This is a genomic window from Streptomyces sp. NPDC085481 (assembly GCF_044541845.1).
In the GTDB taxonomy this organism is placed as follows: Bacteria; Actinomycetota; Actinomycetes; order Streptomycetales; family Streptomycetaceae; genus Streptomyces.
In genome coordinates this window covers 134,962-147,191 of record NZ_JBITTJ010000002.1, presented here as the reverse complement: position 1 = coordinate 147,191, position 12,230 = coordinate 134,962, and the positions used below count along the sequence as shown (strand labels likewise).

The 12,230-nt window shown below is 69.2% G+C and carries 11 protein-coding genes; 5 read left to right on the top strand and 6 right to left on the bottom strand.

Annotation, left to right across the window (positions count from 1 at the left end; genetic code table 11):
• Positions 1-25 precede the first annotated feature (25 nt).
• From gyrB to dnaA, 6 genes are all read right to left on the bottom strand, one after another.
• On the bottom strand, positions 26-2,056 hold the full coding sequence (gene gyrB, locus ACIGEZ_RS06510) for a DNA topoisomerase (ATP-hydrolyzing) subunit B (protein WP_399826554.1): 2,031 nt from the start codon (positions 2,054-2,056) through the stop codon (positions 26-28).
• Positions 2,057-2,531: 475 nt separating this feature from the next.
• Positions 2,532-3,095 (bottom strand): DUF721 domain-containing protein, encoded by a 564-nt coding sequence (locus ACIGEZ_RS06505; RefSeq protein ID WP_399826551.1) that lies wholly within the window; start codon positions 3,093-3,095, stop codon positions 2,532-2,534.
• A complete protein-coding gene (gene recF, locus ACIGEZ_RS06500; RefSeq protein ID WP_399826549.1) occupies positions 3,092-4,213 on the bottom strand; it encodes a DNA replication/repair protein RecF in 1,122 nt (373 codons plus the stop codon). Before recF ends, ACIGEZ_RS06505 begins: the two co-directional genes overlap by 4 nt.
• 56 nt (positions 4,214-4,269) lie before the next feature.
• Entirely contained in the window at positions 4,270-5,148 is an 879-nt protein-coding gene (gene gnd, locus ACIGEZ_RS06495; protein WP_399826547.1) for a phosphogluconate dehydrogenase (NAD(+)-dependent, decarboxylating), read from the bottom strand.
• A 99-nt stretch (positions 5,149-5,247) separates the two neighbouring features.
• Positions 5,248-6,378: a DNA polymerase III subunit beta gene (gene dnaN, locus ACIGEZ_RS06490; RefSeq protein ID WP_399826544.1), complete on the bottom strand. Its 1,131-nt coding sequence runs from the start codon at positions 6,376-6,378 to the stop codon at positions 5,248-5,250.
• 927 nt (positions 6,379-7,305) lie between these two features.
• Entirely contained in the window at positions 7,306-9,123 is a 1,818-nt protein-coding gene (gene dnaA / locus ACIGEZ_RS06485) for a chromosomal replication initiator protein DnaA (protein ID WP_399826542.1), read from the bottom strand.
• 381 nt (positions 9,124-9,504) lie between these two features.
• Here dnaA and rpmH point away from each other — a divergent pair, with 381 nt between their 5' ends.
• From rpmH to ACIGEZ_RS06460, 5 genes are read left to right on the top strand one after another with little or no spacing between them, the layout of a single operon-like run.
• The gene (gene rpmH, locus ACIGEZ_RS06480) at positions 9,505-9,642 is read left to right on the top strand and encodes a 50S ribosomal protein L34 (RefSeq protein ID WP_005482975.1); all 138 of its coding nucleotides are present in this window, start codon (positions 9,505-9,507) and stop codon (positions 9,640-9,642) included.
• Positions 9,643-9,663: 21 nt separating this feature from the next.
• Complete coding sequence (gene rnpA, locus ACIGEZ_RS06475; RefSeq protein WP_399826540.1) at positions 9,664-10,035, top strand: ribonuclease P protein component; 372 nt, start codon at positions 9,664-9,666, stop codon at positions 10,033-10,035.
• Positions 10,032-10,358: a membrane protein insertion efficiency factor YidD gene (gene yidD, locus ACIGEZ_RS06470; protein ID WP_073908712.1), complete on the top strand. Its 327-nt coding sequence runs from the start codon at positions 10,032-10,034 to the stop codon at positions 10,356-10,358. Before rnpA ends, yidD begins: the two co-directional genes overlap by 4 nt.
• A gap of 3 nt (positions 10,359-10,361) precedes the next feature.
• Positions 10,362-11,687, top strand: a complete 1,326-nt coding sequence (gene yidC, locus ACIGEZ_RS06465; RefSeq protein WP_399826536.1) for a membrane protein insertase YidC — start codon at positions 10,362-10,364, stop codon at positions 11,685-11,687.
• Positions 11,688-11,716: 29 nt separating this feature from the next.
• Positions 11,717-12,226, top strand: coding sequence for a protein jag (locus ACIGEZ_RS06460; protein WP_399826533.1), 510 nt, complete (start codon positions 11,717-11,719; stop codon positions 12,224-12,226).
• Positions 12,227-12,230: the final 4 nt, after the last annotated feature.

Here is a 12,230-nt window from a genome sequence, read left to right as displayed (position 1 = left end):
TTTCGTACGGTCAGCTGAGACCGACTCAGATGTCGAGGAAGCGAACGTCCTTGGCGTTGCGCTGGATGAACGAGCGCCGCGCCTCGACGTCCTCGCCCATCAGCACCGAGAACAGGTCGTCGGCCTGTGCCGCGTCGTCCAGGGTGACCTGGCCGAGCACCCGGTGCTCGACGTCCATCGTGGTGACCCGCAGCTCCTCGGCGTTCATCTCGCCGAGACCCTTGAAGCGCTGGATCGAGTCTTCCCTGATCCGCTTGCCGTTCTGCTTGCCCAGCTCGACCAGCGCGTCGCGCTCCCGGTCCGAGTACGCGTACTCGAAGTCGTCCCGGCCCCACTTGATCTTGTAGAGCGGCGGGCGGGAGAGGTAGACGTGCCCGGCCTCGACCAGCGGCCGCATGAAGCGGAAGAGGAAGGTCAGGAGCAGGGTGTTGATGTGCTGACCGTCGACGTCGGCGTCCGCCATCAGGATGATCTTGTGATAGCGGAGCTTCTCGATGTCGAAGTCCTCGTGCACACCGGTGCCGAAGGCGGAGATCAGCGCCTGGACCTCGGTGTTCTGCAGGATCTTGTCGATCCGGGCCTTCTCGACGTTCAGGATCTTGCCGCGGATCGGCAGGATGGCCTGGTACATCGGGTTGCGGCCGGACTTGGCCGAGCCGCCGGCGGAGTCACCCTCGACGATGAAGATCTCGCACTTGGTGGGGTCGTTCGACTGGCAGTCGGAGAGCTTGCCCGGGAGGGAGGCCGACTCCAGGAGGCCCTTGCGGCGGGTCAGGTCGCGCGCCTTGCGCGCGGCGACGCGCGCGGTGGCGGCGGTGATGCCCTTGCGGATGATGTCCGCGGCCTCGACCGGGTTGCGGTCGAACCAGTCCGTGAGGTGCTCGTGCACGACCTTCTGCACGAAGGTCTTCGCCTCGGTGTTGCCGAGCTTGGTCTTGGTCTGGCCCTCGAACTGCGGCTCGCCGAGCTTGATCGAGATGATCGCCGTCAGACCCTCGCGGATGTCGTCGCCCGTGAGGTTGTCGTCCTTCTCGCGGAGCAGCTTCTTGTCGCGCGCGTACTTGTTGACGAGGGTCGTCAACGCGGCGCGGAAGCCCTCCTCGTGCGTACCGCCCTCGTGGGTGTGGATCGTGTTCGCGAAGGAGTACACGCCCTCGCTGTACGAGGAGTTCCACTGCATCGCGATCTCGACCGAGAGCATGCGCTCCTTGTCCTCGGCCTCGACGTCGATGACGGTGGGGTGGATCAGCTCGCCCTTGCGCGAGTTGAGGTACTTCACGAAGTCGACGATGCCGCCCTCGTAGTGGTACTTCACCGTGCGCGCGACGGGCTCGGCGGCGGCCTCGGCGTCCGGGTCGTCGGCGCCGACCGTGGCCTTCGCGGACTCGCGCTCGTCGGTGAGCGTGATGGTGAGGCCCTTGTTGAGGAAGGCCATCTCCTGGAAGCGGCGCGAGAGCGTCTCGAAGGAGTACTCGGTCGTCTCGAAGATGTCCGGGTCGGACCAGAACGTGACCGAGGTGCCGGTCTCGTCGGTCGCCTCGTGCTGGGCGAGGGGCGCGGTCGCAGCGCCCATCTTGTAGTCCTGCGTCCAGCGGTGGCCGTCGGTCTTGACCTCGACGGCGACCTTCGTGGACAGGGCGTTCACGACGGAGACGCCGACGCCGTGCAGACCACCGGAGACCGCGTAGCCGCCGCCGCCGAACTTGCCTCCCGCGTGCAGCACGGTCAGCACGACCTCGACGGCCGGCTTGCCCTCGGACGGGACGATGCCCACCGGGATGCCACGGCCGTTGTCGACGACACGCACGCCGCCGTCGGCCAGGATCGTGACGTCGATGGTGTCCGCGTGGCCCGCCAGGGCCTCGTCGACGGAGTTGTCGACGACCTCCTGCACCATGTGGTGCAGACCGCGCTCACCGGTCGAGCCGATGTACATGCCGGGGCGCTTGCGCACCGCATCCAGACCCTCGAGTACCTGGATGTTGCTGGCGGTGTACTGGTTGTTCTCGTTGGGGTTGCCGGAATCGGCCACGAAGCGCCCTTTCTGGCACAGCACAGGCCGTTCTCCGGGCATACGGGAGCGGCTGCGTCGTTCGACATGTTCCGCAGGGTGGCGGGATTGTCTCCCAGTCTACCGGTACCACTGACACTCATGGGGGTTTGCCGGTACCTGAATGCTCATGTGCCGCCCTCGGCGGGCGCGAGACGACTCCCCATATCCGGGGAGGGGCTCCAGACGCCTCTGGTGGCCACCTAGCGCTTCGGGCGGTGACGGCGAGTGGGCGGAGTCGCGGGCATGCCGTCCCCACCGGTTGTGGGCAGTCGTTCCGCTGGGGCCACCCTTGGACGCAGTCCTTGGGAGGGGAACGGGTGGGGACGACGCCCACGCGCGCGCCCGCGCCCCTTTTCCTGGCCGCGCGCCACCACCGGCCGCCCGGCCGCCCGGCCGCCGGACCGCCGGACGCCGGACCGCCGGACCGCCGGCTCAGTGCCCCGCGCCCCCACCGGCCGCCGGACGCCGGACCGCCGGCTCAGCCGTACGTGTCCCCCGGGCCCGTCGACCCCGGCGCCCGCAACGGCCCGTACCCCCGGCGCGGCGCACCGGGACCCAGGACCTTGATCACCCGCACCGTCCCGTGCCCCAGGTCCTCGTTCAGCCGCGCGACGAGCCGCGGCGCCAGCAGCCGCAGCTGTGTGGCCCACGCCGTGGAGTCGCACTGCACGGTGAGCACCCGCTCCTCCGGCTCCTCGTCGTACTTCAGCGGTACGCAGTGCTTGGCCAGGTCCTCGCCCACGATCTGCGGCCAGCGCCCCATGACCCCGCCGACCGCCGCCGGCGTCTCCCAGCCCCGCTCGGTGATCAGCCGGTTGATCGCGGCGCCGAGCTCCATCGGATCGCGCCCGTCGGCGCGCGCGCCGGAGCGCAGCCCGCCCCCGCGCCGGGCCTGCTTCTTCTGCTGCGCCGCCGCGCCCCGCGCCTTCGCCTGCTCCTTGGCGGCGCGCAGCGCGACCCGGGCGAGGTCGACCCCGGAGACCTCCGGCGTGGCCGGAGCCGTCGACTTGTCCACAGGCTGGGGAGAGAACTGCTCGCTCATACCCGCTCCACCTCTCCGCCGGCCACGGCGTACCGCGTCCCCGCGAGCACCCCCGGCACGTCGTCGTCCACCGCCGCCGTCACCAGCACCTGCTCGCCAGGCGCCACCAGCTCGGCCAGCCGTTCCCGCCGCCGCGCGTCAAGCTCGGCGAACACGTCGTCGAGGACGAGCACCGGCTCGTTGCCCTCGGCGCGCAGCAGGTCGTACGAGGCGAGCCGCAGCGCCAGCGCGTACGACCAGGACTCGCCGTGGCTCGCATACCCCTTGGCCGGCAGGTCGCCGAGCTTGAGCAGCAGGTCGTCGCGGTGCGGCCCGACGAGCGTGACGCCCCGCTCGATCTCCTGCTTGCGTACGTCGGCGAGCGCGGCGATCAGCTGCCCGTACAGCTCCTCGCGGGTGTGCCCGGAGCCGGGCGCGGACGACCGGTACTCCAGGTGGACCGGTCCGCCCCCGGGCGCCAGCTGCTCGTACGCCTTGTCGGCCAGCGGGCGCAGCATCCCGATGAGGTCCAGTCGCTGGGCGAGCAGTTCGGCGCCGGCGCGGGCCAGGTGCTGGTCCCAGACGTCGAGGGTGGACAGGTCCATGCCGCGGCCGCCGTGCCGCCGGGCCATGGCCGCGGACTTCAGGAGGGTGTTGCGCTGCTTGAGCACCCGCTCGTAGTCGGAGCGCACGCCCGCCATGCGCGGCGCGCGCGCCGTGATCAGCTCGTCGAGGAAGCGCCGGCGCTCGCCGGGGTCGCCCTTGATCAGCGCGAGGTCTTCCGGAGCGAAGAGCACCGTCCGTACGATGCCCAGCACGTCACGTGGCTTGACCTGCGAGGACCTGTTGATACGGGCACGATTGGCGCGGCCCGGGTTGAGTTCGAGCTCGACGAGCTGGGAGCGCTCGCCCTGGGTGACGGCGGCCCGGATGACCGCCCGCTCCGCTCCCATGCGGACCAGCGGGGCGTCGGAGGCGACCCGGTGGCTGCCGAGGGTCGCCAGATAGCCGACCGCCTCGACGAGGTTCGTCTTGCCCTGCCCGTTCGCCCCCACGAAAGCGGTGACGCCCGGATCGAGCGGGACCTCGACCCGGGCGTACGAGCGGAAGTCGGCCAGCGACAGATGCGTGACATGCATGGTGGGCGCCGACCTTCCCCCGGCTGCTGTGCACCGCGGGGTGCACAGCCTGTGGATTACTTCTTCGTCTCGACCGCGTGGCCGCCGAACTGGTTGCGCAGCGCGGCGATCATCTTCATCTGCGGCGAGTCGTCCTGACGCGACGCGAACCGCGCGAACAGCGACGCGGTGATCGCCGGCAGCGGTACGGCGTTGTCGATGGCGGCCTCGACGGTCCACCGGCCCTCGCCGGAGTCCGACGCGTAGCCGCGCAGCTTGTCCAGGTGCTCGTCCTCGTCGAGGGCGTTGACCGCGAGGTCGAGCAGCCAGGAGCGGATGACGGTGCCCTCCTGCCAGGAGCGGAAGACCTCGCGCACGTCGGTGACGGAGTCGACCTTCTCCAGGAGCTCCCAGCCCTCGGCGTAGGCCTGCATCATCGCGTACTCGATGCCGTTGTGGACCATCTTCGCGAAGTGACCGGCGCCGACCTTGCCCGCGTGGACCGAGCCGAACTCGCCCTCGGGCTTGAGGGCGTCGAAGATCGGCTGGACGCGCGCCACGTGCTCGGCGTCGCCGCCGTACATCAGCGCGTAGCCGTTCTCCAGGCCCCACACGCCGCCGGAGACGCCGCAGTCGACGAAGCCGATGCCCTTGGCCGCCAGCTCCTCGGCGTGCTTCTCGTCGTCCGTCCAGCGGGAGTTGCCGCCGTCCACGACGATGTCGCCGGGGGAGAGCAGGTTCGCCAGCTCGTCGATCGTGGACTGGGTCGCGGCACCCGCAGGGACCATGACCCACACGACGCGCGGACCCTTCAGCTTGCCCACGAGCTCTTCGAGGCTGGGGACATCGGCGAGGTCCGGATTGCGGTCGTATCCGATGACGGTGTGGCCTGCGCGGCGGATGCGCTCACGCATGTTGCCGCCCATCTTGCCGAGACCGACGAGACCAAGCTCCATCAGAGATTCCTTAAGCGTCGTGTGCGGTTCGTACCCGGGTCCGAGCCTACGCCCGGACCCCCGTGCACACCTGTGGGGTCAGCCGCTCAGTCGACGCCGTCAGCCGCTCAGTCGGACCGGCATGATCAGGTACTTGTACGCCTCGTCCGCCTCGGCGTCCACGGCCGGCCTGCCGCTCAGCAGCGCCGGCTTGGTGGAGGTCGTGAAGGAGAGCTGGGCGACCGGGGAGTCGATCGCGCTCAGACCGTCCAGGAGGAAGGTCGGGTTGAAGGCGATCGAGATGTCGTCGCCGTCCAGCTGCGCGTCCACCCGCTCCACAGCCTGTGCATCGTCGCTGGAGCCGGCCTCCAGGATGAGCACACCCTGCTCGAAGCTGAGCCGGACCGGGGTGTTCCGCTCGGCCACCAGGGCCACACGCTTGACGGCCTCGACGAAGGGAGCGGTCTCGATGACCGCGACCGAGTTGAACTCGGTGGGGAAGAGCGTCCGGTACTTCGGCAGGTCGCCCTCGAGCAGGCGGGTGGTGGTGCGGCGGCCCGCGCCCTCGAAGCCGATCAGGCCCTCGCCCTTGCCGGAGCCGGAGAGCGCCAGGGTGACCGTGTCGCCACTGGTGAGCGCCTTGGCGGTGTCCAGGAGGGTCTTCGCGGGCACCAGGGCGACCGCGGAGGCGTCCGGGGACTCCGGCTTCCACAGGAACTCGCGGACGGCGAAGCGGTAGCGGTCGGTGGAGGCCAGGGTGACGGTGTCGCCCTCGATCTCGATGCGCACACCGGTGAGGACGGGCAGCGTGTCGTCACGGCCGGCGGCGATGGCCACCTGGGCGGCGGCGGAGGCGAAGACCTCACCGGGGACGGTGCCGGTCGCGGTGGGCATCTCCGGCAGCGCCGGGTACTCCTCCACAGGCAGGGTGTGGAGAGTGAAGCGGGAGGAGCCGCAGACCACGGTCGCCCGTACACCGTCTGTGGAGATCTCCACGGGGCGATTGGGGAGGGCGCGGCAGATGTCGGCGAGCAGGCGGCCGGAGACGAGGACGGTGCCGTCCTCCTCGACCTCCGCCTCGACGGAGACCCGGGCCGAGACCTCGTAGTCGAAGCTGGAGAAGCTCAGCGCGCCGTCCTCGGCCTTCAGCAGAAGGCCAGCGAGCACGGGCGCCGGCGGACGGGCCGGAAGGCTGCGAGCCACCCACGCCACCGCCTCCGCGAGTACATCGCGCTCCACCCGGATCTTCACCGGAACCGCCTCCTGCTTGTTGCTGGCTCTTCGTCGACTGCGGGAACCAGTCTGACGTACGCCACCGACACTCGGTGCGGCTCGGGGTCAAGTCGCGACAAGAGGTCGCCGAGGCTCCGGGCTCGAGTTGTGCACAGGCCCCGCTTCGAAGCGGATTCCGGGCTAACTCTATGTGGGAGTAGTAGTAGGGGTTGTGGAAACCGTGGATAACGTCGTTTCCGCAGGTCACTGCCTGTTTTTTGTCCACCGAGCCTGTGGGTGGAGCCCGTGGAAAACCGGGGTGCTCTGTGGACACGCGAAAGTTCTGCACACCCGATGCACAGGACAGGGGGACTTCTCCCCAGTGCTGTCCCCAGCTTTACCCAGGTTCCCCACAGCCCAATCGTCTCCCTTGGTGTGACGGCTTTCACTCCGGGCGGTGAGACCGCGTGTTTCGTTGCCGAACAGTGGACAGCGGTGTGGAGAAGCTGTGGGCAACCGACCCCACCCTGTGGGTTGCCGGTGGACAACGGAGCGGGGCACCTGTGGACGGATCTTTCGTCCACAGGCTGTGGAGATCGTTTGCCAACAATTCCACACCCCTCTGACCTGGTGTGATGAGCTGTCAGCAGCGGGGCCTGTGGAAGCAATCCGGATAACTTCGCAGTCCCCACCCTGTGGACGGGAGATCATCCCCCAATCTGTGGAGAACCCGCCACCGGAACGGAGTAATCGAACAGCGCACTCGCCGCGGCACCGGCGCGGACCCCTGGCGGACCGTCCCCGGGACCGTCGGCGGACCAGCACGGGACCGCCGCGGGACCGCCGACGGGCCGCCGCGGAGCCTCGTACACAGGCGCCCACCGGCCTCCGGGCCGGCCCGGGAACGCCGAAGGGCGCCCCGGGAGGTGTCCCTGGGCGCCCTTCGGAGGGGTCCGCTGCGGTGGCTCAGCCGTTCTTGATGCGGTTGGTGAGCTCGGTGACCTGGTTGTAGATGGAGCGCCGCTCGGCCATCAGCGCGCGGATCTTGCGGTCCGCGTGCATGACCGTGGTGTGGTCGCGACCGCCGAACTGAGCGCCGATCTTCGGCAGCGACAGATCCGTGAGCTCCCGGCACAGGTACATGGCGATCTGCCGGGCGGTGACCAGGACCCGGCTGCGCGAGGAGCCGCACAGGTCCTCCACCGTCAGACCGAAGTAGTCCGCCGTGGCCGCCATGATCGCGCCGGCGGTGATCTCGGGCGCCGAGTCCTCGCCGCCCGGGATCAGGTCCTTGAGGACGATCTCGGTGAGCCCGAGGTCCACAGGCTGACGGTTGAGGCTCGCGAACGCGGTCACCCGGATCAGCGCGCCCTCCAGCTCACGGATGTTCCGCGAGATCCGGGAGGCGATGAACTCCAGCACCTCCGGCGGGGCGTTGAGCTGCTCCTGGACCGCCTTCTTGCGCAGGATCGCGATACGGGTCTCCAGCTCCGGCGGCTGCACATCGGTGGTCAGACCCCACTCGAAGCGGTTGCGGAGCCGGTCCTCCAGGGTCATCAGCTGCTTGGGGGGCCGGTCCGAGGAGAGCACGATCTGCTTGTTGGCGTTGTGCAGCGTGTTGAAGGTGTGGAAGAACTCCTCCTGCGTCGACTCCTTGCTCGCGAGGAACTGGATGTCGTCGACCAGCAGGATGTCCACGTCCCGGTAGCGCTTGCGGAACGCGTCGCCCTTGCCGTCGCGGATCGAGTTGATGAACTCGTTGGTGAACTCCTCGGAGCTCACGTACCGCACCCGCGTACCGGGATAGAGGCTGCGGGCGTAGTGACCGATCGCGTGCAGCAGATGGGTCTTGCCGAGCCCCGACTCCCCGTAGATGAAGAGCGGGTTGTACGCCTTCGCCGGCGCCTCGGCCACCGCGACGGCGGCCGCGTGCGCGAAGCGGTTCGAGGAACCGATGACGAAGGTGTCGAAGAGGTACTTGGGGTTCAGTCGCGCGTGCTGCTCGCCGGGCGCGCCGGAGCCGGCACCCTGCCCGGACGAGGAACCGCCCATGCCGGGGCCGCCGGTGGGTCCGGTGCCCATCCGGCCGGGCATGGGACCGCCCGGGCGACCCGGACCGCCGCCGGGACCCTGCGGGTCGGGCAGCTCGCCGCGCTCGGGCCGCTGCGGCTGCTGCTCGTACGCCGGGGGCCGCTCGTCGTACCGCGGCTGGGGCTGCTGCGGGCGGGGCGACGCGTACGGGTCGCGCTCCTGGAAGCCGCCGAGCCGCTGCTGCTGCCAGGAGAGGTCCTCCTGGGCGCGCGGCCAGGAGCCCGGGTCGGGGCGCTGCTGCTGGTACTCGGGGTAGGCGGGGCGGGCGGTCGGCAGACCGTCGTCCGGCATCGGACGCCCGTAGTCGTCGTACTTCTCGTACTTCTCGTAGCCGCCGTACGGCTCCGCCTGCGGCCGCTCGTCATAGCGCTGCTGCTGGGGCTGCGTCGGCCGGGCGGGGGACGTGGGCGGGGCCGGCTCGCCGACCGAGTCGTCGACGGTGATCGCGATCCGGATCGGGCGGCCGCAGGCGTGGCTGAGGGCCTCGCTGATGAGCGGGGCGAGCCGGCCCTCGAGGACCTGCTTGCCGTACTCGTTGGGGACGGCAAGGAGCGCGGTGTCGGCCACCAGTGCCAGCGGCTGGCAGCGCTCGATCCACTGCTTGTCCTTGGGCTCGATGCCCTGGCCTTCGCCGAGGAGCTGTTCCAGCACGCGTGGCCACACTGCGGCAAGATCGGCAGGTACGTCAGCCACGGGGCACGCTTCCTCGCAGGTCCCACGAATGTGTGGTTCTCGGGACGGTGGGTCGAAGTCCGTAAGGACAGGTAAGGACAGAACGGAAAAGATTGCGGAGTCCAGCCAAGGTAGTCGGGGCGGCTGACGTGGTTCAAGTTGTTGTCCACAGCCTGTGCACAATGGACCCCGGTGACCGGTCGGTTTGACCGGATGGCGTAGCCGCGCGTACCGTAACCAGGTCGAGTTGTCGATGGCTGCTGCCGCCTGCCTCCGATGGGCAAAGATCACCATATGTGATCGCGAAAGCGGTGCACTCGGGCGTATTGCGAGCTACTCGTGGGCGCACGGTGACAGCCAGGCGATGTCCCGCCATCTACGAATCATTTCTGGAGCCCCCGAGTGAGCAAGCGCACCTTCCAGCCGAACAACCGTCGTCGCGCCAAGACCCACGGCTTCCGCCTGCGGATGCGTACGCGTGCCGGCCGCGCCATCCTGGCGAACCGCCGTTCCAAGGGTCGCGCGAGCCTGTCCGCCTGATCCGCTTAAACAGGTCATGACGTGCTGCCTACCGAGAATCGGCTGAGGCGGCGCGAGGACTTCGCAACCGCGGTACGCCGAGGGCGCCGGGCCGGTCGCCCGCTCCTCGTCGTCCACCTACGCAGCGGTGCAACGGACCCGCACGCGCCTGGGGAGAGCGCTCCCCCGACGCGTGCGGGTTTCGTCGTGAGCAAGGCCGTGGGCGGTGCCGTCGTACGCAACCAGGTGAAGCGACGCCTGCGCCATCTCGTCCGCGAACGACTGTCCGAGCTGCCCCCCGGTAGCCTGGTGGTCGTACGGGCGTTGCCCGGAGCCGGCGACGCCGACCATGCACAGCTGGCCCGAGACCTGGACGCCGCTCTCCAGCGGTTGCTGGGAGGGGGCACGCGATGAAGTACCCGCTGCTGGCCCTCATCAAGCTGTACCAGTGGACGATCAGCCCGCTCCTGGGCCCCGTCTGCCGGTACTACCCGTCGTGTTCCCACTACGGATTCACGGCCATAGACCGGCATGGCGCGATCAAGGGCACAGCCCTGACCGCCTGGCGCATCCTGCGGTGCAATCCGTGGTCGCCGGGCGGCGTGGACCATGTTCCTCCGCGTAAGCGTCCGCGCTGGCACGAGATGCTCAGGAACGCGCTGCGCGGCGACAAGGGCGGGAGCTCCGCCGAGACGAGCCCGGCCGCAGAGACCTCGCCCAATGCTCAAGGAGCCTGATTAGTGGACACGATTGCCAGTCTGTTCAGCTTCATCACCTGGCCCGTTTCCTGGGTCATCGTCCAGTTCCACAAGGTGTACGGGGCGATCTTCGGCCCGGACACGGGCTGGGCCTGGGGCCTGTCGATCGTGTCCCTGGTGGTGCTGATCCGGATCTGCCTGATCCCGCTGTTCGTCAAGCAGATCAAGTCGACCCGCAACATGCAGGCGCTCCAGCCGAAGATGAAGGCGATCCAGGAGCGCTACAAGAGCGACAAGCAGCGTCAGTCCGAAGAGATGATGAAGCTGTACAAGGAGACGGGTACCAACCCGCTCTCCTCGTGCCTTCCCATCCTGGCGCAGTCGCCGTTCTTCTTCGCCCTGTACCACGTGCTCTCCAGCATCGCCTCGGGCAAGACCATCGGGGTCATCGACGACTCGCTGCTCGCGAGCGCCCGTCAGGCGCACATCTTCGGCGCCCCGCTGGCCGCGAAGTTCACGGACAGCGCCGCTGAGGTCGCCGCTCTCGACGCCTCGCTGACCTCGGTCCGCATCGTCACCGCGGTCATGATCGTCATGATGTCGGCCTCGCAGTTCTTCACCCAGCGCCAGCTGATGATGAAGAACGTCGACCTCTCGGTGAAGACCCCGTACATGCAGCAGCAGAAGATGCTCATGTACATCTTCCCGCTGATCTTCGCCGTCATGGGCATCAACTTCCCCGTCGGTGTCCTCGTCTACTGGCTGACCACCAACGTGTGGACCATGGGCCAGCAGATGTACGTGATCAACCAGAACCCGACCCCGGGCAGCAAGGCCCAGGACGCTTACCTGCAGCGCCTGCTCAAGAGCGTCACGCAGCACGACGAGGTCCGCGGCCGCCGCCGCAAGAACATCGTCAAGGTGATCGTCGCCAAGGGCAGCGACCGCAACGAGAACGAGCGCCGCTTCTTCGCGGGCCTGGCCAAGGCCGGTTTCGCCGCCCAGGCCGACGGCACCGTGATCAAGAGCGACAGCGTCTCCGTCGAGGCGGAGGGCGGTGCCGCCACCCGGCGCCAGCAGCCCAAGCGCCAGACCAAGGCCCAGCGCCAGTCCGGCAGCGGTCAGCACCCGGTGAAGGACGCCGAGGAGTCGGCGGCCGCCGAGCCGGCTGCCGAGGCCGACGAGAAGGCCGCTCCCTCGCTGGAGAAGAAGCCGCAGTCTCCGGCCAAGGGCGCCAAGGCCGGGTCCCAGGAAGCGGAAGACAAGCCGGCGCGGCCGAGCCGGGCCAACTCCGGCGGCTCCCGCCAGGCCAAGTCCGGCCAGCGCAAGGGCCAGCAGCGGCCCAAGCACCCCTCTTCCAAGAAGTAAGCCTCCACGAAGCAAGAAGGAGTCCATCCGTGACGGAAGGCACCACCTCCGCCGCCGAGGGTGGCGACACCCTGACCCGCCTGGAGCAGGAGGGTGAGATCGCGGCCGACTACCTCGAGGGCCTGCTCGACATCGCCGATCTCGACGGCGACATCGACATGGACGTCGAGGCGGACCGGGCCTCGGTCTCGATCATCAGCGACTCCGGCGGTCGCGACCTGCAGAAGCTGGTCGGGCGCGACGGCGAGGTGCTGGAGGCCCTTCAGGAGCTCACGCGACTGGCGGTGCACCGGGAGACCGGCGACCGCAGCCGTCTGATGCTCGACATCGCCGGCTTCCGTGCCCAGAAGCGCTCCGAGCTCGCGCAGCTCGGTGCCAAGGCCGCGGACGAGGTCAAGGCGTCCGGCAAGCCGGTCAAGCTGGACCCGATGACCCCGTTCGAGCGCAAGGTCGTGCACGACGCGGTCGCCGCCGCCGGTCTGCGCAGCGAGTCCGAGGGCGAGGAGCCGCAGCGCTTCGTCGTCGTGCTCCCTGCCTGAACCC

Bases quoted from the DNA above. Each gene is read 5' to 3' on its own strand.
- gnd (WP_399826547.1), bottom strand. From the start codon at position 5,148: ATGGAGCTTGGTCTCGTCGGTCTCGGCAAGATGGGCGGCAACATGCGT.
- recF (WP_399826549.1), bottom strand. From the start codon at position 4,213: ATGCATGTCACGCATCTGTCGCTGGCCGACTTCCGCTCGTACGCCCGG.
- yidD (WP_073908712.1), top strand. From the start codon at position 10,032: ATGAAGTACCCGCTGCTGGCCCTCATCAAGCTGTACCAGTGGACGATC.
- ACIGEZ_RS06505 (WP_399826551.1), bottom strand. From the start codon at position 3,095: ATGAGCGAGCAGTTCTCTCCCCAGCCTGTGGACAAGTCGACGGCTCCG.